This is a genomic window from uncultured Sphingomonas sp., from assembly GCF_937871615.1.
In the GTDB taxonomy this organism is placed as follows: domain Bacteria; phylum Pseudomonadota; class Alphaproteobacteria; order Sphingomonadales; family Sphingomonadaceae; genus Sphingomonas.
Genome location: NZ_CALMPA010000070.1, coordinates 103415 through 129380, shown reverse-complemented (window position 1 = coordinate 129380; position 25966 = coordinate 103415). Strand labels below are relative to the sequence as shown.

Sequence of the window (25966 nt, the reverse complement as noted above, 5' to 3'; positions counted from 1 at the left end):
ACAAGCCCTAATTTTCCGACCATGTTTTTTTCGTCGGTTTCAGGAGGTGAAGATGGAGATCGTGGGCACGAAAATGGTGTCGGACGGCAAGACCGCCCGGCAGATTTTCGATGAGGTGATGGCGAATCCCGCACGGCGCAAGTTCGGCTTCGGATCACGACTCGCGATTCTGAACGTCGATTTCCAGCAGGCCTATACCCGCATCGACATGTTCAAGACCGCCTATGAAACCGATCCGCGCCAGATCGAATACGTCAATCAGATCTCCCGGCTGGCGCGCGCAAAGGGAATGCCCATCATCTGGAGCCATGTCGCCTACAAAGCCGACGCGGGCGACGCGGGCGTGTGGGGCACGCGCACCGACACGCCCGATTCGCTCCAGAACATCAAGTGCGCCAGCGACCGCCACGCCTTCGATCCGCGCTGCGAGATCGCGGACGATGATCTTCAGTTCACCAAGCGGATGCCCTCGGCCTTCTTCGAAACGCCGCTGGCGAGCTATCTCGTGTGGCACAAGGTCGATACCGTCATCGTCACCGGCGGCAGCACATCGGGCTGCGTGCGCGCGACGGCGGTGGACGCGCTCAGCCACGGCTATCGCACGATCGTTCCGATCGAAACCTGCGCCGACAAGCATGAGAGCTATCACTTCGCCAATCTCACCGATCTTCAGCTGAAATATGCCGATGTCGAGCCGGTGCAGGCGGTGATCGACTGGCTGGAGGCGGCGCGATGAGCGAGGCGCAGAAGGCCGATCCCGGCCTCTACGATTTCCAGCGGTATCGCGATCGGCCAAAGCTCGTCTGGCCCGAGGGCAAGACCTGCGCGGTGTGGATCGCCCCGAACCTTGAATTCTACGAGATCGACCCGCCCGCCAATCCGCACCGCAAGAGCTGGACGAAGCCGCATCCCGATGTGGTCGGCTATGCCCATCGCGATCACGCCAACCGTGTCGGCCATTGGCGGATGGCCGATATGATGAGCAAATACGGCTTTCCCGGCTCGGTCAGCCTGTCGGTCGCGCTGTGCGATCATATCCCCGAAGTGGTCGAGGATGCCGCCGCGCGCGGCTGGGAATTCTTCAGCCACGGCATCTACAACACGCGCTACAGCTACGGCATGGACGAACGCCAGGAGCGCGCGATCATCGAGGATTCGATCCGCACGGTCGAAGCCGCGACCGGGCAGCGCATTCGCGGCTGGCTGGCGCCCGCGCTGACCCACACGCCACGCACGCTCGATCTGATCGCCGAATACGGCCTCGATTACACCTGCGATCTCTATCACGACGATCAGCCGACCGACATCAAGGTGGCGAAGGGCCGGCTGACCGCGATCCCCTATAGCCTTGAGGTCAACGACCATTATGGCTTCTTCATCTACAATATGAGCCCGCGCGAATATGCGCAGACGCTGATCCGCCAGTTCGATCGGCTGGCGGAGGAAGGCGCGCGATCCGGCACCGTGATGTGCATTCCGCTCCATTCCTATCTGATCGGGCAGCCCCATCGCATCGGTGCGTTCGAGGAAGTGCTCCGCCACATCGCCGATGATGGCCGCGCCTGGATCGCGCGCGCGGGCGAGATCGTCGATGCCTATGTCGCGCAAACCGGGGAGGCTGTGCGATGAGCCTCGATCCCGCCTATCTCGAATATCGCGCGCGGCGCCGGGGGATGGATCACGCGCTTTATCCCTATTCGAAGCTGCCAGAGCGCGCGCCGGTTGTGTGGCCCGATGGCGCGAAGGTGGCGATCGCCTGCGTCGTCAGCCTCGAATGGTTTCCGATGACGCCCAGCGACGCGCCGTTCCGCGCGCCGGGGCACATGCAGACCGCCTATCCCGATTACCGCCATTATACCGCGCGCGAATATGGCACGCGGATCGGCTTCTATCGGCTGCTCGACGCGTTCGCCAAGGCAGGCGTGCGCGCCTCGATCGCCACCAACGCGGTGATCGCCGAACGCTATCCCGAGATCATCGCCGATATCGTCGCGGGCGGGCATGAGATCATCGCGCATTCGACCGACATGAACGGCACGATCGCCACCGGCCTTGCCGAGGAAGACGAACGCGCGCTGATCGCGACATCGCTCGACACGCTCACCCGCGTTTCGGGCACGCGCCCGCGCGGCTGGCTTTCGATCGCGCGCTCGGAAAGCTGGAATACGCCGCGCCTGCTCGCCGAGGCGGGGTTCGATTATCTGTGCGACTGGCCCAATGACGAACTGCCCTACCGCATGGCGACAACGGCGGGCGGCATCGTCAGCCTGCCGCTCAACCACGAATTGTCGGATCGCCAGATCCTCACCGTGCAACAGCAATCGGTCGACAGTTACGCCGAACAGATCAGGGACGCTTACGGCTGGCTCGCGGCGGAGGCGGCGAGCGGCGGCGGCGGACGGATGCTGCCACTGCACCTGACGCCCTATATCATCGGCCTGCCCTATCGCATCGCCGCGTTCGAGGAATTGCTCGGCTGGATCGGCGCGCAGCCGGGCGCCTGGTTCGCCACAGGCAGCGCGATCGTCGCTAGCTGGAACGAGCAAGAAGCATGACCATCGCGGTCCGCAATCCGCGCACTGGCGCGAACGATTATACGATCGACCCCGCCAGCCCCGCAGATCTCGCCGCGCTGGCGCGCAGGCTGCGCGCGGCGCAACCCGCCTGGGCGGCGCGCACGCCCGACGAGCGCGGCGCGATCCTCAGGCGCTGGGCCGAGGCGATCGAGCGCCATGCGACCACGATCGCGGCGGCGCTGACCGACGACACCGGGCGACAGACCATCTCGCGGATCGAGGTGGCGGGCGTCGCCCAGCTCGTCCGCCGCTGGGCCGATCGCGCGCCGGCGCTGATCGCAGGCCATGCCCGGCGCGACCAGCCGACTTCGCAGCCCACGATCACCACCACGACGGCGCTGATCCCCTATCCGCTCGTCGGCGTCATCAGCCCGTGGAATTTCCCGCTCACCCTCTCGCTGATCGACGCGGTGCCGGCGCTCGCCGCCGGCTGCGCGGTGCTGGTCAAGCCGTCCGAGGTGACCCCGCGCTTCGTCGCGCCATTCACGGCGGCCACCGCCGAAGTGCCCGAAATTGCGGAGGTGCTCGCCTTCGCGCTTGGCGATGGCGCAACGGGCGCGGCGCTGATCGAACAGGTCGATTTCGTCTGCTTCACCGGATCGGTGCCCACCGGGCGCAAGGTGGGCGAGGCGGCGGCGCGGGCCTTCATCCCCGCCAGCCTCGAACTCGGCGGCAAGGATCCGATGATCGTGCTGGCGAGCGCCGATCCGGAGCGCGCCGCGGGGATCGCGCTCAGGGCCAGCGTGGTCAACACCGGGCAGGCGTGCCAGTCGATCGAGCGCGTCTATGTCGCGCGCGCGATCGCCGCGCCGTTCCTCGATGCGCTGGTGCGGCAGGCGCGCGCGGTCAGGCTCAATCATCCCGATATCGCGGAGGGCGATATCGGCCCGTTCATCTTCGATCGCCAGGCAAATATCGTCGCGGCGCAGATCGAGGATGCGCGAAGCAAGGGCGCGCGGGTGCTGAGCGGCGGCGAGATCGAGGAGCATGGCGGCGGGCTGTACCTGCGCCCCACGGTGATCGCCGACGCTACGCCCGAGATGGCGGTAATGGCCGACGAGACGTTCGGCCCGGTCATCCCCGTGGCGATATTCGATGATGTCGATCAGGCGGTCGCCCTCGCCAACAGCGGCGTTTACGGCCTTTCCGCCGCCGTCGTCGCCGGTTCGATTGAGGAGGCGGAAACGGTCGGCGCGCGGCTGGAAGTCGGCGCGGTGTCGATCAACGACGGCAGCCTTACCGCGATGGTGTGGGAGGCGGAAAAATCGAGCTTCCGCCAGTCGGGCCTCGGCCCATCGCGGATGGGCGATAGCGGCCTCACCCGATTTTTCCGCCGGCGCGTGCTGATCCGCCAGGCGGGCGATGCGCTCCCGCTCGCCGCTTATGCCGAGCGCGCGGGATAGCGAAAGCTGGTTCGGGGGTGCTCCGGGTGATGCCCGGAGCGCCCTCCATCAGCTATGGAGCAGGCTTTGCCGCACGTCCTCGACGGACGGCTCATCCGCCTGCATCGTCTCGATATTCTGCTGCATCCCGCGCATGATGCGCGCGACATATTCGCGCGTCAGGCTGCCGCGCTCGAACGCCGCATCGCGATCGGGCGCATAGCTTTCGATATCGGCGCGGCTGATCGTGCCCTTCGCGTCCAGCAGCCGCTCGACGGTATCGAGCCGCTCGCGCACCACCGATACCTCGCCGACCAGCGCCATCACCATCGACAGCATCGTATCAAGCGCGGGATCATCGAAATATTGCGGGCGCAGGCCCTTCGCCTTGGCGTTGGCGCGCAGCATCCAGTCGATCGGTTCGTCGCTCATTTCGCATTGTCCTTCTTCCACGCACCATAAGCGTGCCATGATGCCGCGCGGCCATGATCCTCCGCGCCGCCGAGCTTCGCCTTGGGGAAAACCGTCTCATCGACCACCGCGGTGACGCCGGTGGTGAACAGATCATCCGCGCCGAACCCGCTGTCGATCAACTCCTGCCGCACATCGAGCGCGTGCATCGCCGACCAGAACGGCTCGTTGTTGTTGAACGCATCCCAATCGCGGATGAACTGTTCGTAAACCGGCATGTCCGCGCTATATTCGGGCTGTTCGAGGTGGAGCATCAGGCCGCCCGGCGCGAGCACGCGATACAATTCGCCGAGAATGCGCGGGAACGCCTTGATCGACAGTTCGTGCAGGAACATCGTCGTCTGCACCCAGTCGAAATGCCCGTCGGGCCAGCGCGACAAATCCTCGGCGTTCGCCTGCACGAAACGGATATTGCGGACGCCAAGCGCCTGCGCGCGCGCATGGCCGTAGCGCAGCGACGGCGCCGCGGTGTCGATCGCGATCACCTCCGCATCGGGAAAGGCCTGTGCCAGCGGCACGGCATTGTGCCCGATCGTGCAGCCGATATCGAGGATGCGGCGCGGCTGCCACCCCGGTCGCTCGCGCTTCACCCACTCGGCCAGCGCCACCCCGCCGCCATCGTTCAGCGCCCCCATGGCGCCGCCGACGGTCGCGAAGAAGCCGCAATCGTAATTCGCCCCCGCCGAGACATCGCCGGGCCGTTCCTCGCCATGGTAGCTGCCGGGCATACAATGGATATCGACCGCCGCCTGATAATGCGGGATCGCGATAGCGGGATCGAGTTCGAGCGTATCGCGGCCCTCATTATACTGGCGCGCCTGCGCATCAAGTTGATCGAGCTGGCGCAGCGCCATCGCGCGCCCGGCCTGCTGGCGCATCTCCATCGTGTTGCGTTTGAGCGCCGACCAGAAGCGATGATACGGCACCCGGTTCATCGCCTCGCGCACCTCGAAGCGGTCCTTCGGCTCGCGCCCATGCTCGGCGACGAAGGCGGGCAGTGCACGCCGCTCGTAAGCGACGACATTGCCGGGGCCTAGCGTGCGCGAGAGATGGCGGTTGAGGTGCGTGATGAGATTGAACCGCGCCGCCTCATCGTGGCTCGCGGTGGGAAACATGCCGTGCCGGGCCAGCGCGGTATAGGGCGGTGGAATTTCGTCGCGGTTCATATCAGTCCATCCTTGCAAAGCCGATCCAGCACGCTTTGTTGCGCTTCAACGAAGTGGTTGCGATCGGGAAGCTCTATCGCGCCGTCGCGGATCAGCCCGTCGGCGGGCTGCACCGTCGTTGTGGCATAGACGGGCGCGAACAATTCGGTTCGCTGGCGCGCGAGATAGTTGGTCATGCCCGGCTTGCGCCGCGCGCGCCGCAATGCGCCAAGGTCGATCTCGGCGAAGGCGGTGAAGGTCTCGCCCGCATTGGATTCGGCGAGCACCATGCCCTTGTAATCCACCACCATCGAATTGCCGTCGGCCGAGGCATGGGGCATCATCGTTCCCGCGATCCCCGCGGTATTGGCCGAGACGACATAAGCCAGATTCTCGAAGGCGCGCGCGCGTTTCGCGATCGCCTTGTGCGTCGCCATCGGCGAGCCGATCTCGGACGAGGAATGAACGAACACCTCTGCCCCCCGCAGCGCGTGGGCGCGCGCGATCTCGGGATAGAGGATTTCTTCCGAGGCGATCGCGGCGAGATTGCCGATCTCCGTCCGCGCCACCGGAAACACCCCGTCGATCCCATAGATGTCGAGATATTTCGATAGCACGTCATGCGGCGTCGGCGCGAACATCGAGTTCAGCCGGCGATAGCGCAACACAACCTCGCCCGAGGGCGCGACGACGAAGCTCGTCTGAAAATACAGGCCCGGAAAATGATCGTCGATCTCATAGGCATTGCCCGCGATGAACACATTGCGGCGCTGGGCGATCCGCCCGAACGCCTCATATTCCGGGCCATCGGGTTCAAGCGCGGCCTTGTGCGCGAACTCGGGGATCGAGATGCGCCCTGGATAGCTGGTCAGCAGATATTCGGGCAGCACGGCCAATCGCACCGGCGCGCCCCCATATTGCTCAACAAAGATCATCGAGGCGGTGAGCTTCGCGCCGACTTCCTCGATCTGTGCGAGCATCTGCGCGCGCGCGGCGGCGCGATCGGGGGCGCCCTCCACCGATCGCGCGGCAAGCTGCAGGGCGATCGCGGCATAGGTGGCGGCGTTTTCGGTCACAGGCCAAGGCTCCCCGGATTCATCAGGCTTTTGGGATCGACCGCCGCCTTCAGCGCGCGCAGGATTTCCCAGGCGACGGGATCGCTCGATTGTTTGAGCGGATAGGTCCGCGCGATCTGAAGGTGGGTGGCGTCAAGCCCGTGAAACAAGTCGATCACCGCCTGGCGCAACCGCGCGACCAACGCGCGCGCTTCGGCATTGGCCGGGAAGCATTCAAGCCGAGCAAGGTGCGCCGGCTCGATCGAGCGACGGTGAATCTCGCCGAGCGCATCCGGCCAGTAGAACACCGGCTCGATCAGGCAGGCGGAGCGGCTGACCGCCGCGAGCATCGCGCCGGCGCCGACGCCCAGCCGATCCATCTCGGCGCGGTGCGCGGCGAACAGCGCCTGCAGCCTCTCCCACCCCTCGATCAGGCGGCTGTGCGGCAGGAAGCCATGAACCGGCACCCAGCGCTCGCCCGCCGGGCCGACCATCGAATTGACCGGGGGAAACGGATTGGAGCGCAGTATCTTGGGGATCGTGTTTTCAACCGCGCGCCCACCCGCTTCGGCAACGATCCGCTCGATCGCGGCCATGTCCGCGGCAACCGCGGCTTCGCTGCGCCCTTCGGCGATCAGGTGGAGCGAGAAACTGGCGCCTTCGAGGAACGAGCGCCCCGCCGCGACCACCTTCGCCCCTTCCCTGATCCCCTTCCAGAGCGAGCCCTGCCCCCTCATCATCGCAACCAGCGATCTGGCATCGCTCGCCAGGCTGTCGCGCTTCATCCGCTGTTCCTGAAGGAACGGATCGAAGCCGAAGCTCTCGGCGGCCAGCCCCTCCCGCGCCACCGCGCTCATCGCAGTGAAGAAGCCGCCCGCATCGTCGAACGCATAGGAGCCATAGCCGAACGCCATCGCCTCGCGCACGAGTTGCAGCGTGACGGTCGCCTTGATCCCGAACGCGCCGGTATCGGCGGCGAACAGCCCGGTCACGTCCGGGCCGAACGGGCGGAAAAACGCGGAGCCGGTATCAACGATCCGGCCATCCGCCAGCACCACCTCGAAACGCAGCGCGGCATCGACGATCGTGCCGTCGCGCGCGCCCCAGAACACGCCGTTCTGGCTCATGCCCCCGCCGATGCTCGCCCTGAGGCCCGAGAGCGTACCCCAGGCAAGGGCACGCAATCCATGCGGCCTGAGTGCGACGCGCAATTCCTCCCACGTGCACCCCGCCTCGACCGTCGCGGTCATGTCGATCGGGTTGATCGCCAGAACCCGGCGCATCCGCCCCAGATCGACGATCAGCGCGCCGGCTTCCGGGGCGACATATCCACCCGTATAGCTCATCCCGCCACCGCGCGGGACCAGGGCGACGCCCGCCGCCGTCGCCAGCCCCACCGCGCGCGCAAGCGCCTCCTTATTGGCGGGGCGAAGCACCGCGAGCAGGGCGGGGCCTGCGGAATAGATGTCCTGCGCGTAAAAGGCGCATTCGGCGGGGTCGGTAATCAACCCCTCGTCGCCGACCGCCGCCGCCAGATCGGACAGGATACCGGCTTTTTGCAACACGCGCTCCACCATCACGCCGCCTCGGCAACGGCATCGAAGGCGGGATCGGTGGCGGGCCTCGACAGATCGGGATAGCGCCCGAGCGCGAGCAGCATCGCCCCGCCCGCCGCGAACAGCCCCATCGCGGCGATCAGCATCGCATCGTAATTGCCGGTCGCATCGCGCACCATGCCGTAAACGATCGGCGAGACGCCGGACATGATCCCGAACGGCATGTAGAGCAGGCCGTAAATCCGACCGTAATGCGCGATCCCGAAATAGCGCGCGGCGAGAAAGGCGATCACGTCGGATTCGGTTCCCGCCGCGAAACCCAGCATGAACGCGCCGGCAATCACCATCGGCAGCGAACCCGTCGTCCCCATCAGGAGGAAGCAGCCGAGCGTCGGCAGGAGCAGCGCGGGGAAGGCGACGCCCGGCGCCCAGAAGCGATCGAACAGAACCCCGATAATCAGCCGCCCGGCCAGAATGCCAAGCGCGACCACGCCCATCACCGTGGCCGCGACGCCGGCGCCGAAGCCGTGAAGCTGGACCAGCTGCGCCATGTGGATGTGTGCGCCGCCATAAGCGAGCGCGATGATCGCGATCGCGGCGAACAGCAGCCAGAAACGATAGCCGCGCACAGCCTGGCCAAGCGACAGCCCGACCACCTGCCCCGAAGCGTCGGACACCCCCGCCGGCCGCTCCTCCGGCCCCGGCTCGCGAAACCAGCGGAGCCCGACGGGCAAGGCGAGGAACAGCGGCAATATCGCCAGTGCGGGGAAAACCAGCCTCCAGCCGCCGGCGCGGATCGCCGCTTCCGCGATCTGCGGCACCACCATGCCAGCGATGCTCGTTCCGATCAGCATCAGAGCCAGCGCGAGCCCACGATTGCGGACGAACCACATGCTGACCGCGCGGCTCCATGTCACCGGGGTGGAGCCAATGCCGACAATGCCAAGCGCCGCCCAGAACAGAAAATAGCCCATCGGCGACGAGGGCATGAACCAGAAGGCGCCAAACACCACGCCAAAAGCGAAGGTTGACCATAAGGCGACGGGGCGCACGCCATAACGATCGGCCATCGCGCCGAAAACGGGCGCCAACAGCGCGGCGAGCACCCCGAAAATCGTCACGCCCGCGCTGATTACCGCGAAATCCCAGCCGAATTCCTGGTGGATCGGCCCCATCACCAGCGGCAACGCGTTGAACGGCAACGGCGACGCGCCGCAGGTCACCCCGATCACGGCGGCGAACAATGGCTTGCCGCCAAGGCTGAATTCGGATCGAGCCGCCCGCGGATGCGTCATACGAATTTCCCCATTATTTTCAGCATGGTCGCATCTGCCCACACCGACTCTTCCGCCGTCAGCCGGAGCGATCCCGGCCCGCCCGCCCCGATCAAACCCGCAACCGTCTGTTCCCGCCGATCCGGCGATCCCGTCGCGCCGACACCATTGGCGCCGGCACATCCGAAAAACGCCGGATCCGCCATGTCAGAAATTGATCCGCGCCTTGACCAGCCAGGTCATCGGCGGGTTGATATAGGTGTAGCCGGCCAGATAGGTCTGCACGAACGATTTGTTGAAACAATTCATGCAGTCGGCACTGAGCTGCCATTTGCCGCCCGGCCCGTTCAGCGCCAGTGCCGCGTTGAACAGCCACGCCGGGTCGCTGTGCGATCCGGTGATGAAGCCGCCGCCGAACGGATTGGCCGGGAAGGTGCCGTTGGTTCCCGTGATCGCGCCGGTATAGAGATTGTCGTTGGCGGTCGCCACTTCGGAATCCGAACGATAGCTGGCGTTTACCGAGGGCACGAGGGTCATCCCGTTCGCGCCGATCGGCGCCTCATAGCTGCCGCCCAGCGCGAGCGACCATTTCGGGGTCCGCACCGGGCGAGCGATGCTGCCATTGGCGGTGATGATCCCGGCGAGACAGGATGACGCCCCCGCAGCGCCCGGAATATTGCCCGCCGCAAGCTCGGCAAGGCATTGCCGCTGCTGCGCCGCGACCGACTGGATGCCATATTCATCGAAATCGGGCGCGTTGCGATTGATGCGGTATTTCGCGTCCTGATAACCGAAATTGGCGTAGAGATTGAGGCCGTTCACCGGCACGACGGTGAACTCGCCCTCAATGCCCTTGTTGCGCAGATCCGCGAAATTGCGCGTCAGGAACGTCGCCGAACCGTTGGGCGCGATCAGCGCGGAGGGGGTCTGGAGATCGCTGACATTCATCAGATACGCGGTGAGATTCACGCGGACATGATGATTGAGGAATTCCGATTTGACCCCGGCTTCATAGCTCCACACCTTTTCGGGGCCGAACGGCAGCACCTGGCGCGGGCTGGTCGACCGTGCATTCCAGCCGCCGGATTTGAAGCCGCGCGTTGCCGAGGCGAACAACAGCACATCGCTGGCGACCTTGTAGTTGATCGCGAAACGCGGGGTCCACATCTTGCTGTTGAGTTTCGTCGGAATCGCCTTGCCCGAAGGCGCGATCAGATTGGCGTTATCCATGCAACTGGCCGGCAGCGCCCCGCCGAGCCCCGCGCACTGCGGTCGATTGTCGTTCAGGCGCAGCGTCTTCGTCTCGTCCGTATAACGGATGCCCGCCGTCAGCTTGAGCTGTTCGGTGACGTTGAAATCCGCCTGGGCATAAGCCGCACCGGCCTCGGTCTTGTTGCGCACGATATCGTCGTTCAGCAGCAGCGGGATGTTCTGCGTGATCGAAAGGATGCCCGCCAAATCGGTCTTATTGCTCTCATTGATATAATAGAGCCCCGCGACATAATCGACGAACCCGTTGAACAGATGCCCGCTGGCCTTGATTTCCTGGGTGAATTGCGTGCTGCGCGCGTCGTTCAGATAAGTGAAGCCGCCGCGCGTGAAGCCCATGACGGGCGGATAGGGGCGGCTGATCGAGGGGCCGCCGCGACCGTCGAAAAAGTCCAGCGCATATTGCTGACTCACATCGACGAAGCCGGTGATGAGGTTGAGCTGCGCATTCGGCCCCAGATCGAAGCCGAGGTTCGAGGTGACGAGTTCCGTATTGGTGCGGTTGCCGAGCGGATAATATGCCTTGCGCCCCGCGATGACGAGCGGCGCATAGGGCGAGGTCGCGCTTTGCGTCTGGCTCATCCCGGTCGTCGCATAGCGCCCGTCGCATTCGGTGGGCTTGGCCGGATTGCACTTGAAATTGACGATATTCTCGCCGTTCGAGACTATATGGGCATAAGATGCGTTCCACGTCGCCGCTGAACCCAGCTCGCCACGCAGCCCCACGCGCACGCCCCAGCCGTCATCGTCGTTGAGCCGCTGGCCGGTGGTCACATCCTTCACATAGCCATCGTCATTCTGCCAATAACCGCTGACCTTGGCGAAGAACGTCGGCGCCAGCGGGATATCGACCGAGCCGCGCACCACGCGCTTGTTGTAGCTGCCATAGCCGACCTCGCCATAGCCGCCGAAAGTATCGGATGGCTTGCGCATGATGACGCTGATCGCGCCGCCGGTGGTGTTCCGGCCAAACAACGTGCCCTGCGGGCCGCGCAACACCTCGACGCGCTCCACATCGAACATACTGAGATTGTTCGCATTCTGCCGAGACATATACACATCGTCGACATAGGTGCCGACCGGCGGATCGAAGGTGGCGATCGATTCGGTATTGCCCAGCCCGCGCAGATAATATGCGTTCGCCGAGCCGATGCCGGTATTGTTCATCGCAACGAAGTTCGGAACATATTCCGCGAGCGCCAGCGTGTTCGAGATGCCACGCGACTGCAACTGTTCCGACGAGAACGCCGAAATCGCGATCGGCACGTTCTGAACATTCTCGCTGCGCCGCTGCGCGGTGACGACGATATCCTGTATCGCCCCCGCCCCCTGCGCCGCCCGCGATGGCTGCGCCGCTTCGGAATCGCCATCGCGCGCCTGGGCGAAAGCGGGCGCCGCCGCGATCACCGCGAGCGCCGCCGTCGTCAGAAGCATCGTGTTGCGCATCATAATCCTGCTCCCTGAAATTGCCGATTCGTCCGGTCAGTTTTCCAGTTGTCCGGACAAATTTCGGCAAATACGCGGAATATGTCAAGCCGCTCGTTCGCCGCACGCATGGAGCGTCGCGTTTTCCGGGTTGAACCACGAGGCCGCAAATTCAGGCGCGGAAAAAATGCGGTTGACTTTATATTTGTCCGGACAAATTGTAAGCCGATGAACGCCAGCGCCCATCAAGACGAAAACGCCGCCCGGCTGCAGAGCCTTTTGTTCGTTCCAGGCAGCCGCCCCGATCGCTTCGCCAAGGCGCTGGCGAGCGGGGCCGACATCGTTTGCATCGATCTGGAAGACGCGGTGCCGGCGGAGGGCAAGGATGCGGCGCGCGCCGCCGCGATCGCCGCCGTTGCCGCGGATCGCACGGGCCGGCTCGCGCTGCGGATCAATGGCGTTGCGACGCGCGCCGGGCTTGCCGACCTGCTCGCGCTCGCCGAATCCGGCACCACGCCTCCGCTGCTGCTGCCCAAGGTGGAAAGTGCTGCGGAAGTGGTGATCGTCCGCGCGGCGCTCGGTCGCGCGGGGCGCTATCTCGTCCCCCTGATCGAAACGCCGCGCGGGCTGCGCGCGACTCATGCCATCGCCGCGGCGGACGGCGTTGCCGCGATGATGTTCGGCGGCGGCGACCTTTCAGCCGAGCTGGGCGTGGAACTCGCGTGGGAGCCGCTCGCGGCGGCGCGCGGCCAGTTCCTGATCGGATGCGCCGAAGCGGGCGTTCGCACGATAGACGTGCCCTTCGTCCACCTCGCCGACGAACCGGGGCTGGAGGACGAAACGCGGCGCGCAAAGGCTGCCGGGTTCACCGCCAAGGCCGCGATCCACCCGGATCAGATAACGACCATCCACCGCGTGATGCGCCCGACCGCGCAGGAAATCGAGGACGCGCGCGGCGCGATCGAGGCGTTCGCCGCCGCCGGCGGCGGCGCGGTGCGCTTCAAGGGCCGGCTGCTCGAGGCGCCCGTGATGCGCCGCTATCATCAAATCCTGACCAATGGGGAAAATCAGTAATGCGTGAAGGAAGCATCAAGGTCGGCCCGAATCGCTATCGCGAATCGTTCGGGCGCTATTTCGAGGATTTCGTCGAGGGCGACGTCTATGAACATCGCCCCGGACGGACGATCACCGACGCCGACAACGTGTGGTTCACGCTGCTGACGATGAACACGCATCCGGCGCATTTCGATTACGAATTCGCGCGGAAGACCGAATTCGGCAAGCCGCTGGTCTGCTCGCCACTCACCGTTGCGCTGATGGTGGGGATGAGCGTCAGCGATCTGAGCCAGAAGTCGATCGCCAATCTCGGCTGGGACAATATCCGGCTCACCCACCCGCTGTTTCCCGGTGACACGCTCTACGCCGAAAGCGAAGTGCTGGAGAAGCGCGAGTCCAAATCGCGCCCCGAACAGGGGATCGTGACGGTGAAGACCACCGGCAAGAATCAGAATGGCGATATCGTGTGCACGTTCAATCGCACGATGTTGATCTGGAAACGCGGCTTCGGCCCGATGGATAGCTGAGGCGCGCAATGACCAGCCATGCCGAAAGCGCGATCCGGACGATTGATCCGGACGAGGAAGCAGCCCTGCTCGCCACGATTGATCGCTGGATCGAGCGCGAGGTGCAGCCGATCGTGATGAAGCACGATCATGACGATATCTACCCGACCGAACTGGTCGAGCAGATGAAAGAGCTTGGGCTGTTCGGCGCGACGATCGGGCAGGAATATGGCGGCCTTGGCCTGCCCGCCACGACCTATGCCAATATCGTCGCGAAGATCGCGTCGCACTGGATGGCGCTGAGCGGGATCATCAATTCGCACCTTATCATGGCGGCGGCGGTCGAACGGTTCGGCACGCCGGAACAAAAGGCGCTGTGGCTGCCCAAATTCGCCAGTGGCGAGATTCGCGGCGGCCTCGCGCTGACCGAGCCTGACGCCGGGACCGATCTTCAGGGAATCCGCACCACCGCGGTGCGCGACGGGGACGATTACGTCATCAACGGCACCAAGACGTGGATCTCGAACGGCGTGAACGGGAGTTGCTTCGCGCTGCTCGTCAAGACCGATCCGAAGGCCGAACCGCGCTACAAGGGGATGAGCTTCTTCATCGCGCCAAAGCTCGAAGGCTTCTCGGTCGGCAAGAAGTTCGACAAGCTCGGCTACAAATGCATCGATTCCGCCGAACTGGTGTTCGACAATTATCGTATCCCGAAGGAAAATCTGATCGGCGGCGTCGAGGGCGAGGGATTTTTCCAGGCGACCGGCGGCCTCGAACTGGGGCGGATCAACGTCGCGGCGCGCGGGGTCGGGCTGGCGGAGGGCGCGCTGCGGCTGTCGACCGCCTACGCCCAGACCCGCAAGACGATGGGCAAGCCGATTTGCGAGCATCAGGCGATCCAGCTGAAGCTCGGCGAAATGGTGACGCGCGCGCGCGCCGCGCGGCTGCTGGTGGAGGATGCGGCCCGCGCCTATGATCGTGGCGAGCGCTGCGATCTGCAGGCGGGAATCGCGAAGTATTTCGCTTCCGAAGCCGCGGTGAAGAACGCCGATGAAGGGATGCGAATCCACGGCGGCTACAGCTATTCGAAGGAATATGAGATCGAACGCTTCTATCGCGACGCGATGCTGATGTGCATCGGCGAGGGCACCAACGAAATGCAGCGGATCATCATTTCGCGGCAATGGGTGAAGCGGAACCCGGCATGAACAGGCTTCCGCTTTCCGGCTATCGCGTTCTATCGTCGGAACAATATGGCGCCGGCCCCTATAGCACGATGTTCCTCGCGCAGATGGGGGCGGAGGTTATCAAGATCGAGCCGCCCGGTGCCGGCGATACGGCGCGCGCGGTGGGGCCGCATTTCCTGCGCGAGGGCGAAAGCGTCTATTTCCAGGCGTTCAATCTCAACAAGCGTTCGCTGACCCTCGATCTGCGCACCGAGCGCGGCCAGGAAATCCTGCGCCGGCTGGCGCGCGACGTTCACGTCGTCGCCAACAATCTGCGCGGCGATCTGCCCGCGAAGCTCGGGCTGACCTATGACGCGCTCAAGGATATCAATCCGGCGATCGTCTGCGCGCATCTGTCAGCTTATGGGCGCGACAACGAACGCGCGCGGTGGCCGGGCTATGATTATCTGATGCAGGCCGAAGCGGGGTTCATGCACCTGACCGGCGAACCGGATGGGCTGCCGACGCGCTTCGGGTTGTCGATGGTCGATTTCATCACCGGCACGATCATGGCGATCGGGCTGCTTTCCGCGCTGGTCGATGCCGAACGGACCGGCACGGGGCGCGACGTTGATGTCGATCTGCTCGCCGCCGCGCTGCATCAAATGAGCTATCCGGCCCTGTGGTATCTGAACGAAGGCGATGTCACCGGGCGCACGCCGCGTTCGGCGCACCCCTCCGTCACGCCGAGCCAGATGTTCCGCACCGCCGATGGCTGGGTGTTCGTGATGGCGCAGCTCCCGAAATTCTGGGGCGTGCTGACCGATCGGATCGGGCGGGGCGATCTGGCGCAGGACGCGCGCTTCGCGACGCCCGCGAACCGGCTCGCCAACCGCGCGGCGCTGACGATCGAACTCGACGCGATCTTTTCAACCCAGCCGACCGCGCATTGGCTCGGCCTGCTCGAAGGGCATATGCCGGTCGCCGCGGTCAACGATCTGCCCGCCGCGCTCGACAGCGATTATGTGCGCCGCATCGGCATGATCGCCGAGGTGGAACACCCCGATCGCGACGATCTGCGCGTGCTCGCCAGCCCGATCAAGCTCGATGGCGAGCGCCCGCCGCTCCGCGCGGCGCCGCTGCTCGGTGCCGATACCGACGCGATTCTCGGCGACCTCGGCTATGACGAGGATGCGATCGCCGGGATGAAGCGCGACGGGATCGTCTGAACACCATGGGCAAGCTTTCCGGAATCAAGGTTGTCGATCTGTCCCTGTTCCTGCCGGGGCCGATGATGACGATGATGATGGCGGATCAGGGCGCCGAGGTCATCAAGATCGAGCCGCCCGCGGGCGATCCGGCCCGCGCGATGGCGCCGGTGGAGGCGGGGCAATCGGTATGGTTCCGCAACCTCAACCGCGGCAAGGCGAGCCTCGCGCTCGATCTGAAGCAGGAAGCCGGGCGGGCGGCGTTGTGGCGGTTGATCGACGAGGCCGATGTGTTCGTCGAGGGCTTCCGCCCCGGCGCGATCGAGCGGCTTGGCTTTGGCTATGTCGCGGTTTCCGCGCGCAACCCGCGACTGATCTACTGCTCGATCTCGGCGTTCGGGCAAAGCGGCGAACTGGCGCATCACCCCGCGCATGATCTGGCGGTGCAGGCGTTGAGCGGCTTTCTGTCGGTCAACGATGGCGTGACGGGCGGCCCCGTGGTTCCCGGCGCGCCATCGGCCGATATGGCGGCCGGGCTGACCGCGCTTTCAGCCGTGCTGATGGCGCTGATCGGGCGCGAGAAAACCGGGCGCGGCGATCATATCGACTGCGCGATGTTCGACGCGCTGCTGCCATGGTGTGCCCATATCGCGGGCGATGCGATCGCGGGCGGCGCGGGGACGCGATCGGCGGAACAGCGTTCGCTTGGCGGCGCGGCATTTTACAACGTCTATCGCACCCGCGACGCGCGCCACATCGCGCTGGGCGGGCGGGAGGCGAAGTTCGTCGCCAACCTGCTGACCGCGCTGGACGCCGCCCACCTGATCCCGTTGGGCGACGCGCCCGCCGGCCCCGCGCAGGCGCCGCTCGGCGACTTCCTCTCAGCAGCTTTCGCACAGCGCACGCGCGACGAATGGATCGCGTGGTTCGCGGACAAGGATGTGGCCTTCGCCCCCGTGCTCGATTTCCGCGAGGCGCTCGATCAGCCGCACATCGCCGAACGCGGGCTGCTGGTCGAAGCCGATGGCGCGCACCAGATCGCCCCCGCGATCCGCTTCGCCGGCGAGCCGGAGTGGGCGCCCCGCCCCGCCCCCGATCTGGGCGCCGGGGGCTGAGCGATGTCAGCCCTCCACGTCGATATGCATCGAATAGGCGAAGCGGGTGCCGGGATGGTGGCTCACCGAAATCTCGAACACGCGACCGTTGCCGTCGATATAGCAGCGCAGGATGCGCAGGCACGGGCTACGGCGCGGGATCAGCAACTGATCGGCAAGCGTGCCCCCCGCCGCTACCGCCTGGATATCCTGCGTCACCCGCGCGATCGAAATCCCGGCATGTTCCTCGATCTGCTGGAAGATCGTGGTCTTCGCGTTTTCGATCTTGCGCGCGACATCGGCGAGATCGCGGTGAACATAAGCGTCGGTAACGGCGATCGGCGTGCCATCGTCGATCTGATAGCGAACGCCGGTGAAATGGATCCAGGTTCCGCTCGGGTCGATCCCGATCTGCTCGGCATAACGGCGCGGCAGGCGGGTGCGCCCGGCGGGCGTGAACATATAGCGCGTGTCGCGCGCATATTGCAGAATCTCGCCGACGTTCGACAGCGGCTGATGGAGCGCGCCCGCGCGTGCCGCCGCCGGCTGGATCACCGTGCCCGATCCGCGCCGCCGCTGGATAAAGCCTTCGGACTGAAGCTTGCGCAGCGCCTCGCGGACGGTGAACCGGCTTACCCCATGCAGCTCGCACAGCACGGCCTCGGTCGGAAAGCTCGTATCGCCATTGTAGCGGCCAGCCAGAATGTCCGCGCGAAGCTGATCCGCGAGTTCGAGGTAACGCGGCTTGCGTTCGGTCTTTTCGGCGGCGGCCATGAAGCGGCATTCTCCCTTTCGGCCAGCAGCGCGAGTAAGCGCGATGGGTGAACCAAATCCTAGCCTGACGAACGAACTTGCAAAGCATCTTTGTCGTTTAGTCCAGACAAATGTTCGTATCCGCGCGCGGCTGCATCTGCTCGACTGGCTCGGCTGCGTCGCGGGGGCGCGGCGCACGGCGGTGGCCGACGCCGCGCGCGCCGGGGAGCCGGACAGGCTGCTTCGCGCCGCGCTGCTCGGCAACGTGCTTGAGATGGACGATGTCCACCGCTCAGCGATCCTGCACCCCGGCCCGACGGTGTGGCCCGCCGCGCTGATCGTGGCGCGCGAAACCGGCGCGACAATGGATGCACTGCTCGACGCGGCGGTCGCCGGATATGAAGCGGCGATCGCGATCGGCAGCACGTTCGATGCGCGCCATTATGCGCATTGGCACAATACGGCGACCGCCGGCGGTTTCGCCGCAGCCGGGGCGGCGGCGCGTCTCCGCGGCCTTGATGCCACGCGCACCGCCTGGGCATTGGGCAATGCCGGATCGGTCGCGGGCGGATTGTGGCACATGCGCCACGCGCCGGCGATGACGAAGCAGTTCCATGTCGGCCATGCCGTGCGCACCGGGCTGTGGGCGACGCAACTGGCGGACGGCGGGTTGACCGGCCCCGACGCGGTGCTCGAAGGACCGCAGGGGCTTTATGAAGCCACCACCGACGCGCCAAATCCGATGCTGCTCGGCGAAGGCTGGCGAATCGGCGAGGTGAGCTTCAAGCCATGGGCCGCGTGCCGCCACAGCCACCCCGCGATCGACGCGGCGCTGGCGCTGAAAGCCGAAGGCGCGCTCATCCCGCCCTTCCGGCTGGAAACCTATGCCGACGCCATCGCCTTTTGCGACCGGCCAGAGCCCGAGACGCCGGCGCAGGCGAAATTCTCGCTCCAGCATGCGATCGCTGTGGTCGCCGCGCGCGGCGCGCCGCGGCCCGAGGATTTCGAGCCAACCGCGATCGCCGATCCGAAGATCGCCGAACTGCGCGCGGCGGTCCATGTCATCGAAGCGACCGACATGACCGCGCGCTATCCGCACCATTTCGGCGCACGGCTGATGAGCGGAGGGGCTTCGATCGAACTGATCGACACATTGGGCGATCCCGAGCGCCCACTCGCGCCCGAAGGGATAATCGCCAAGGCGCGCACGCTGATCGCCTGGGGCGGGCTGCCAGAAGCCGAGGCAGATCGCGCGGTTGCACTGGCGCTGGATGGTGACGCGTCGCCCGCCGGCATTGTCGCGCTGATCGAGGACTGGATATGACCCCAACCCGAAAATTGCTGGATTTCGCGCGCGCCGACCATCGGCTGACGCCCGAGGCGCGCGCCGCGACCGAGCATCTGCTGGGCGATACGCTTGCCGTCGGCGCGGCGGGCGTTTCCTTTTCCGAGACAACCGGCCTTGCGCCCGCCGTCCGCCGCTGGGGCAGCGGAACCGACGCGCGGGCAATCGGATCGGCGGAGCGCCTGCCCGCTTCCTCCGCCGCCTTTCTCAACGGCTTTCGCATTCACTGCCTTGAATGGGATTCGGTGCATGTCGAGGGCGTGGTCCACGCGCTGTCGACGATCACCGCCGCGCTCGGCGCGGTGATCGACAGGCGCGGCGGGTGCGATCGCGAAGCCGCGCTCACCGCGCTCGCGGTCGGCGTCGATATCGCCGCCGGGATCGGGATCGGCTCCACCGGCGCGATGCGCTTTTTCCGCCCCGCCACCGCCGGGCTGCTTGGTGCGACGATGGCGGTGGCGCGGATCGAGGGGATCGGGAATTTCGATGACGCGCTCGGGCTTGCCTACAGCCAGGCCGCGGGCACGATGCAGGCGCATGTCGAGGGATCGGTGACGCTGCCCGTCCAGATCGCGGTGGCGGCGCGCGCGGCGGTCTGCTCGGTCGATCTTGCCGCCGCGGGAATCGGCGGCCCGCACGATCCGCTCGAAGGGCCGTTCGGCTTCTACAAGATCGTCGAGGAGGGCGATCCCCGCCGCTACACCGACACGATCGGAGAGAAGTGGCGGATCGCCGAAGTCGCGATCAAGCCGTTTCCCTCGGGCCGCGCGAGCCACGCAGTGCTCGGCACGCTGGATGAAATGCTGCGCGCCAGCGAGATCGACGCCGGATCGGTCGCGCGGATCGAAGCCTTTGTGCCGCCGTTGATCCACCGATTGATGACGCGCCCGGTGCATGACGGGATGACCGCATCCTATGCGCGGCTGTGCCTGCCCTTCCTCACCGCGCTGATGCTGACCGACGGCCGCATCGACCCGCGCCGGTTCGGGGCGGCGACATTCGCCGATCCGGCGATCCGCGCGCTTGCAGACAGATTCTCCATGGTGCTCGACGACAATGGCGATCCCAATGCGCTCGAGCCGCAACGTCTCGTGGTGACGCTGACCGACGGGCGCCGGATCGAGCGCCACGTCGCGCATACATTGGGCGGCGCCGACGCGCCGATGAGCGAGGCGCAGACCCGCGCCAAGCGCGCGCTCGCGCGTGAGCTTGCCCCGCCAGACGCGGATGCGCGCCTGTTCGATGATCCCCTCGGCTATTTCACGGAACCGAAATGAGCTTTCCCACCTATTTCGAAGCCCTCGACCATCGCCAGATGCTGGAGGATTATCCGGTCGGCGATGCGTTCGTCAGCCGCTATACGGCGATGAGCCGCGACGAATTGCGCGCGGTTCAGGAGCGTCAGTTCATCAAATTGATGAAGCGCGGCTGGGAAATCCCTTTCTATCAGCGGCTGTGGGGCGCCAAGGGGATCGAACCCGGCGACATTCGCGGGCTTGACGACATCACCAAGCTGCCGGTGTACGACAAGGCCGATCTGATGGCGTCGATCGCCGATCATCCGCCCTATGGCGATTATGCCGGCCTCGGCGGCAACGATCGCGCGCCCGCGATCTTCCACACCACCTCGGGCACGACCGGGCGGCCACAGGCGCTGCTGTTCGGGCCGAAGGGGCGCGAGGTGTGCAACCTGATGGTCGGGCGGATGTATCGCTGGCAGGGGCTGAAGCCGTCGGACGTGGTGCAGTCGGTCTATGGCCACGGCATGATAAACGGCGGGCATTATATCCGCGAGGCGGTGACGCATTTCACCAACTCGATCTTCCTTTCCGCAGGCACGGGGATCGAGACGCGCTCGATCAACCAGGTCAATCTGATGGCCGATTTCGGCGTGTCGGTGCTGGTCGGCTTCGTCGATTATCTCCGCAAGCTCGCCAATGTGGCGGCGGCCGAAGGGCTGCTCGACAGGATCAATATCCGGATGATCTGCGGGCATCTCGGCACCGAGGATCGCGCCAGCGTCGAAAAAGCGTGGGGCGGGGCGAAAGCCTATGACTGGTATGGCGTTGGCGACACCGGCACGATCGCGGGCGAAGGGCCGGAACGCGACGGCCTCTATGTGTGGGAAGACGCGCAATATCTGGAGCTGCTCGACGTGGATAGCGGCGCGGCGGTCGCGCCTGGCGACACCGGCGACATGGTCGTCACCTGCCTGTTCAAGGACGATATCGCGCCGTGCATCCGTTTCAACACGCATGATATCACGCATGAACTGACCGGCGCCAATCAGACAGGGATGGTGTTCCGCCGCATCGCCGGATTCAAGGGGCGCAGCGACAATATGATAAAGCTGCGCGGGATCAACGTCTTCCCACACGCGATCGGCGCGCTGATCGAAAATCGCCCCGATCTTACGGGCGAATATGTCTGCCGCGTCTCGCGCGACGGCGGCGGGCGCGACGATCTGCTGGTGGTGCTCGAAAGCCGTGGCGGCACCGACGAAGCGCAACTCGGCGCGCTGCTCAAACAGGGGCTGGGCGTCGAGGTGACGACGCGGCTCGTGCCGCCGGGCGGAACCGCCGCCGACACCCAGATCGACGTGCGGCAAAAGCCGATCCGGCTGATCGACGAGCGGAAATCGTGACGGCGAGCGACCATATCGACGAACTGCTTGCCCGCATCCGTGCCCGCGATCCCGGCCTATGCGCCTTCATCGAGGTGGATGCGCAGCGCGCACGCGATGCGGCGGCGGAATCCGCGCGCCGCATCGCCGCGGGCGCCGCTCGCCCGCTCGAAGCCATGGGCGTGGCGATCAAGGCCAATATCGACGTGGCCGGGCTGGAAACCAGCGCGGGCATGGCGGCGCGGCGCGGGATGATCGCGTCCGCCGATGCCGATGCTGTGGCGCGGTTGCGCGCGGCGGGCGCCGTGATCCTCGGCACGCTCAACATGCAGGAAGCGGCACTCGGCGCCGATACGGACAATCCATGGTTCGGGCGTGCCTTCAACCCGCATGGCGCGGGCCGCACCCCCGGCGGCTCATCCGGCGGCAGCGGCGCGGCGGTTGCGGCGGGATTGTGCGACGCGGCACTTGGCACCGACACGCTCGGCTCGGTCCGCATCCCGGCGGCCTATTGCGGGGTTTACGGCCTCAAGCCGACGCATGGCGCGATCCCGCAGCACGGGCTTGAACTCGCCGCCGCCGGGCTGGACACGATCGGCCCGCTCGCACGCGATCTTGATACCATCGCCGCGCTGTTCCACGCGATGGCCTCCCCCGCGCCGGCGCAGCCGATCAGCGGCATCGGCCTGCTCGCCGGATTGGGCGGCGTTACGTGCGAACCGGGCGTGCTGGCGGGGTATCAGCGCACGCTTGCCGCCCTTCGCGCCGAAGGCTTCGCGCCGGAAGACCGGCTGACGCTGGAGGCAAAGGCGGTGCGCCATGCCGGCTTCGTCCACGTCTCCCGCGAACTTGGCGACCGCCTCGCCTCGCTGCTCGCGGCGTGTCCGGAGGGCTTTTCGGACAGCCTCAAATTCCTGCTCGATTATGGGCGGAAATGCTCGCCCGACGAGGTCGCCCGCAGCGAGGTAGTGCTTGCCGAGACACGTACCGCGGTGATCGCGGCGGTCGGCGATGGCGCGCTGCTGCTGCCGACCGCGCCGCAGGCCGCCTTCACGCAAGGCGGCCGGGCGCCGTCGAACCAGGCTGACTTCACCTCTCTCGCCAGCGTCGCCGGATTGCCCGCGCTCGCCATCCCCGCCGGAACCGACGGCGACGGAATGCCCGTCGGCGTCCAGTTGATCGGCGCGGCGGGCAATGAAGCCGGGCTGATCGCGCTTGCCCACCGGCTCGAACCCCATCTCGGCGGCGCCATCGCCCCGCCCACCAACTGAAGGAGAGGCACGATGCGGATCATCGTCTTGTTCAATCTGAAACCGGGCGTCGACCCGGCAGTCTATGAGGCATGGGCGCGCGCGACCGATATTCCCGGCGTCCGCAAGCTGAAATCGGTCGATGATTTCCAGGTGCTGCGCGCAACCGGCCTTTTCGGCTCCGATGCCAAGCCGCCTTATGCCTATTTCGAGGTGATCGACACCAACGACACCGACGCGTTCGTCGCCGACGTGTCCAGCGAGGCAGTGCAGAAGGTCGCCGCCGAATTCCAGCAATTCGCGGATAATCCGCTGTTCGTCACCACCGAGGCGCTGTGATGCGGCGGTTCGAGGGCAAAACCATTATCGTCACCGGATCGGGCCGGGCGAAGGGGCTGGGCCAGGCGATCCTCCAGCGCTTCGCGGACGAGGGCGCGAATTGCGTCGTCTCCGATCTCGGCAAGCCCGCCGAGCATATGGGCGCGAGCGACATCGGCACGACCGACGAGATGGAGGCGATCGCCGAGGAACTGCGCGGGCGCGGCGCGAAGGTCGCCACGATCGCGTGCGACGTGCGCGATGGCGCGGCGTGCGACCGGCTGATCGCGGAAGCCACCGGCGCGTTCGGCGGGGTCGACATCCTCGTCAACAACGCGGGCATCGGCTACATCATGAAGCCGCTGCTCGACACCAGTGATTCCGAATGGGACGCGGTGATCGGCGTCAACCTGACCGGCGCGTTCCACTGTACCCGCGCCGCCGCGCGGGCGATGATCGAACGCGGCAAGGGCGGGCGGATCATCAATATCGCCAGCCAGGCCGCCAAATCGGGCTTCCCGCACATGGCGCCTTACACCAGCTCGAAACACGGCATGATCGGCCTCACCCGATCGAACGCGATCGAACTGGGCGCGCACGGCATCACCGTCAACGCGGTATGCCCCAATCATGTCACCACCGGATTGGGCGCGAAGCAGAACGATTATTTCTCGAAGCTGCTCGGGTTCGACAGCGTCGAGGCGTATCTCGACAATATGAAGCGCAAGAACCCGATGGGGCGCCCCGGCCTCGGCAGCGATACCGCCGCCGCCTGCGCCTGGCTCGCGTCCGACGACGCCTTTTACGTTACCGGCGAGGCATTGAACGTCTCGGGCGGGGAGGAAATGCATTGATGAAGGAAGAACGGATCGACTGGCCGAACGGCGCGAAGATCGCGCTGTCGATCGTGGTCAATGTCGAGGAAGGATCGGAGATGACGGTCGCGCGCGGCGACCGGGGGATGGAGCCGGTCGACGAGCTTGGCATCCACATCAAATCGCCGATCCGCAATTACAGCAACGAATCCAATTATCTCTACGGCATCAAGGCGGGCGCACCGCGCGTCGTGAAGCTGCTTGAACGCTATGGCGCGATGGCAAGCTGGACGGTCGCCGCGCTCAGCCTTGAGAACCATCCCGAAATCGCGCGCGCGATCGCCGATCTGGGGCACGAGCCGGTCAGCCATGGCTGGCGCTGGGTCCATCAGTTCAAGATGGATGAGGCTGAGGAGACCGAGTTCATCCGCAAGGCGGTCGAGTCGATCGAGCGGACCGTCGGCGTGCGCCCTTATGGCTGGCTCAGCCGCTATTTCCATACCGGCAACACCCGCCGGCTGCTGATCGAGCAGGGTTTCGAATATCATATGGACGATTATTCGGGCGACGTGCCCTTCTGGGATCGCGAGACGGTGCCCGGCAAGCCGATCGTCATCGTGCCCTATCAGCTCGATTCGAACGACATGAAGATGTGGACCGACCCGGCGATGACCCCGGTGCAGTGGCTCGAATATGCCAAAAACTGCTTCGATCAGCTTTATCGCGAAGGCGAGGAGGGCAATCCGAAGATGATGTCGCTGGGGCTGCATCTGCGCATCATCGGGCGACCGGGGCGGATCTGGGCGTTCGAGGAGTTTCTGCGCCACGTCACCGCGAAACCGGGCGTGTGGATCGCCAGCCGCCGCCAGATCGCGCAGCATTTCGCCACCGGGTCGCGGGCATGAGCGCGGCGCTACGCCTTCAGCGCGATGGCGCCATCGCGCGCCTGCTGATCGACCGCGCGGACAAGCGCAACGCCTTCGATCAGGGGATGTGGGAGGCATTTCCCGATCTGCTGGCCGAGGCGATGGCCGATCCGTCGGTGCGCGTGCTGGTGCTTCAGTCCGCCGCGCCCGGCGCCTTCTCGGCTGGCGCGGATATCGCCGAATTTTCCGCCGGCGCGCGCGATGCCGACTGGCGCGCGAAGAATCAGACCGCGATCCGCCGCGCGCAGCACGATCTGGCCCGCGCCCCCAAGCCGACGATCGCGCTGATCGAAGGCGTGTGCGTCGGCGGCGGTTGTGGCCTTGCCATCGCGTGCGATCTGCGTGTCGCCACGCCCGCCGCGCGATTGGGGATAACGCCCGCCAAGCTCGGCCTCGTCTATTCGCTGCACGATACCAAGCTGCTGGTCGATCTGGTCGGCCCGGCGCAGGCGAAGCGCATCCTGTTCACCGGCGCATTGATCGAAGCGGCGGAAGCGGTGCGGATCGGCCTTGTCGACATCCTTGCCGACGACGCGGCGGCGGCGGCGGGCGAGATCGCCGCGACGATCATCGCGTCATCGCCGCACAGCATCGGCGCGACCAAGCGGATCATCCGCCGCATCCTCGACGGCCAGGCAGAGGACGACGCCGATACGCTTGCGCAATTCGACGCGGCGTTCACCGGCGAGGATTTCGACGAGGGCGTCAGCGCCTTCCTCGCCAAGCGCAAACCCAGTTTCCGCGCGCGCTGAA

The 25966-nt window shown here is 65.9% G+C and carries 24 protein-coding genes; 17 read left to right on the top strand and 7 right to left on the bottom strand.

Translation table 11 applies throughout. The features are described 5' to 3' along the window. Positions 1–52 precede the first annotated feature (52 nt). The 4 genes from Q0316_RS18615 to Q0316_RS18600 are packed head-to-tail and all read left to right on the top strand — an operon-like array spanning position 53 to position 3979. Positions 53–736 (top strand): isochorismatase family protein, encoded by a 684-nt coding sequence (locus Q0316_RS18615; protein ID WP_298675220.1) that lies wholly within the window; start codon positions 53–55, stop codon positions 734–736. Continuing rightward, positions 733–1629, top strand: coding sequence for a polysaccharide deacetylase family protein (locus Q0316_RS18610; protein ID WP_298675218.1), 897 nt, complete (start codon positions 733–735; stop codon positions 1627–1629). The genes Q0316_RS18615 and Q0316_RS18610 overlap by 4 nt, the downstream gene beginning before the upstream one ends. Continuing rightward, entirely contained in the window at positions 1626–2555 is a 930-nt protein-coding gene (locus tag Q0316_RS18605) for a polysaccharide deacetylase family protein (RefSeq protein WP_298675216.1), read from the top strand. Before Q0316_RS18610 ends, Q0316_RS18605 begins: the two co-directional genes overlap by 4 nt. Beyond that, the gene (locus Q0316_RS18600; protein WP_298675214.1) at positions 2552–3979 is read left to right on the top strand and encodes an aldehyde dehydrogenase family protein; all 1428 of its coding nucleotides are present in this window, start codon (positions 2552–2554) and stop codon (positions 3977–3979) included. The genes Q0316_RS18605 and Q0316_RS18600 overlap by 4 nt, the downstream gene beginning before the upstream one ends. Before the next feature lie 48 nt (positions 3980–4027). Here Q0316_RS18600 and Q0316_RS18595 read toward each other — a convergent pair whose 3' ends face one another. From Q0316_RS18595 to Q0316_RS18570, 6 genes are all read right to left on the bottom strand, one after another. Then, complete coding sequence (locus Q0316_RS18595) at positions 4028–4390, bottom strand: hypothetical protein (RefSeq protein WP_298675210.1); 363 nt, start codon at positions 4388–4390, stop codon at positions 4028–4030. Continuing rightward, the gene (locus Q0316_RS18590) at positions 4387–5595 is read right to left on the bottom strand and encodes a class I SAM-dependent methyltransferase (protein ID WP_298675207.1); all 1209 of its coding nucleotides are present in this window, start codon (positions 5593–5595) and stop codon (positions 4387–4389) included. The genes Q0316_RS18595 and Q0316_RS18590 overlap by 4 nt, the downstream gene beginning before the upstream one ends. Continuing rightward, on the bottom strand, positions 5592–6650 hold the full coding sequence (locus Q0316_RS18585; RefSeq protein ID WP_298675202.1) for a nitrilase-related carbon-nitrogen hydrolase: 1059 nt from the start codon (positions 6648–6650) through the stop codon (positions 5592–5594). The genes Q0316_RS18590 and Q0316_RS18585 overlap by 4 nt, the downstream gene beginning before the upstream one ends. Then, positions 6647–8191 (bottom strand): FAD-binding oxidoreductase, encoded by a 1545-nt coding sequence (locus tag Q0316_RS18580; protein ID WP_298675199.1) that lies wholly within the window; start codon positions 8189–8191, stop codon positions 6647–6649. The genes Q0316_RS18585 and Q0316_RS18580 overlap by 4 nt, the downstream gene beginning before the upstream one ends. Before the next feature lie 14 nt (positions 8192–8205). Beyond that, complete coding sequence (locus Q0316_RS18575; RefSeq protein ID WP_298675196.1) at positions 8206–9480, bottom strand: MFS transporter; 1275 nt, start codon at positions 9478–9480, stop codon at positions 8206–8208. A gap of 186 nt (positions 9481–9666) precedes the next feature. Next, complete coding sequence (locus Q0316_RS18570) at positions 9667–12177, bottom strand: TonB-dependent receptor (protein ID WP_298675193.1); 2511 nt, start codon at positions 12175–12177, stop codon at positions 9667–9669. Between the two features lie 204 nt (positions 12178–12381). On the opposite strand from Q0316_RS18570, the gene Q0316_RS18565 reads away from it, so the two are divergent. The 5 genes from Q0316_RS18565 to Q0316_RS18545 are packed head-to-tail and all read left to right on the top strand — an operon-like array spanning position 12382 to position 17204. Continuing rightward, entirely contained in the window at positions 12382–13227 is an 846-nt protein-coding gene (locus tag Q0316_RS18565; RefSeq protein WP_298675190.1) for a CoA ester lyase, read from the top strand. Further along, the gene (locus tag Q0316_RS18560) at positions 13227–13736 is read left to right on the top strand and encodes a MaoC family dehydratase (protein ID WP_298675187.1); all 510 of its coding nucleotides are present in this window, start codon (positions 13227–13229) and stop codon (positions 13734–13736) included. Before Q0316_RS18565 ends, Q0316_RS18560 begins: the two co-directional genes overlap by 1 nt. Before the next feature lie 8 nt (positions 13737–13744). After that, positions 13745–14923, top strand: coding sequence for an acyl-CoA dehydrogenase family protein (locus Q0316_RS18555; protein ID WP_298675184.1), 1179 nt, complete (start codon positions 13745–13747; stop codon positions 14921–14923). Further along, a complete protein-coding gene (locus Q0316_RS18550; RefSeq protein WP_298675181.1) occupies positions 14920–16110 on the top strand; it encodes a CoA transferase in 1191 nt (396 codons plus the stop codon). Before Q0316_RS18555 ends, Q0316_RS18550 begins: the two co-directional genes overlap by 4 nt. A gap of 5 nt (positions 16111–16115) precedes the next feature. Next, positions 16116–17204, top strand: a complete 1089-nt coding sequence (locus Q0316_RS18545) for a CoA transferase (protein ID WP_298675178.1) — start codon at positions 16116–16118, stop codon at positions 17202–17204. A gap of 6 nt (positions 17205–17210) precedes the next feature. Here Q0316_RS18545 and Q0316_RS18540 read toward each other — a convergent pair whose 3' ends face one another. After that, positions 17211–17957, bottom strand: a complete 747-nt coding sequence (locus tag Q0316_RS18540) for a GntR family transcriptional regulator (RefSeq protein WP_298675175.1) — start codon at positions 17955–17957, stop codon at positions 17211–17213. A 43-nt stretch (positions 17958–18000) separates the two neighbouring features. Between Q0316_RS18540 and Q0316_RS18535 the strand changes: the two genes are divergently transcribed. Genes Q0316_RS18535 through Q0316_RS18500 form a run of 8 tightly spaced genes read left to right on the top strand, consistent with a single transcriptional unit; the run spans position 18001 to position 25965 of the window. Continuing rightward, positions 18001–19260: an MmgE/PrpD family protein gene (locus tag Q0316_RS18535; RefSeq protein WP_298675172.1), complete on the top strand. Its 1260-nt coding sequence runs from the start codon at positions 18001–18003 to the stop codon at positions 19258–19260. Then, positions 19257–20558: an MmgE/PrpD family protein gene (locus tag Q0316_RS18530; RefSeq protein ID WP_298675169.1), complete on the top strand. Its 1302-nt coding sequence runs from the start codon at positions 19257–19259 to the stop codon at positions 20556–20558. Before Q0316_RS18535 ends, Q0316_RS18530 begins: the two co-directional genes overlap by 4 nt. After that, positions 20555–21925, top strand: a complete 1371-nt coding sequence (locus Q0316_RS18525) for a phenylacetate--CoA ligase family protein (protein WP_298675167.1) — start codon at positions 20555–20557, stop codon at positions 21923–21925. The genes Q0316_RS18530 and Q0316_RS18525 overlap by 4 nt, the downstream gene beginning before the upstream one ends. After that, on the top strand, positions 21922–23175 hold the full coding sequence (locus Q0316_RS18520; RefSeq protein ID WP_298675164.1) for an amidase: 1254 nt from the start codon (positions 21922–21924) through the stop codon (positions 23173–23175). Before Q0316_RS18525 ends, Q0316_RS18520 begins: the two co-directional genes overlap by 4 nt. Positions 23176–23187: 12 nt before the next feature. Beyond that, positions 23188–23493, top strand: coding sequence for an REDY-like protein HapK (locus tag Q0316_RS18515; protein WP_298675161.1), 306 nt, complete (start codon positions 23188–23190; stop codon positions 23491–23493). Then, on the top strand, positions 23493–24326 hold the full coding sequence (locus tag Q0316_RS18510) for an SDR family NAD(P)-dependent oxidoreductase (protein WP_298675158.1): 834 nt from the start codon (positions 23493–23495) through the stop codon (positions 24324–24326). Before Q0316_RS18515 ends, Q0316_RS18510 begins: the two co-directional genes overlap by 1 nt. Next, complete coding sequence (locus Q0316_RS18505) at positions 24326–25192, top strand: polysaccharide deacetylase family protein (protein WP_298675155.1); 867 nt, start codon at positions 24326–24328, stop codon at positions 25190–25192. The genes Q0316_RS18510 and Q0316_RS18505 overlap by 1 nt, the downstream gene beginning before the upstream one ends. Beyond that, positions 25189–25965 carry an enoyl-CoA hydratase-related protein gene (locus Q0316_RS18500; protein WP_298675152.1) on the top strand — a complete coding sequence of 259 codons (777 nt, stop codon included), beginning with the start codon at positions 25189–25191 and terminating at the stop codon, positions 25963–25965. Before Q0316_RS18505 ends, Q0316_RS18500 begins: the two co-directional genes overlap by 4 nt. Position 25966: the final 1 nt, after the last annotated feature.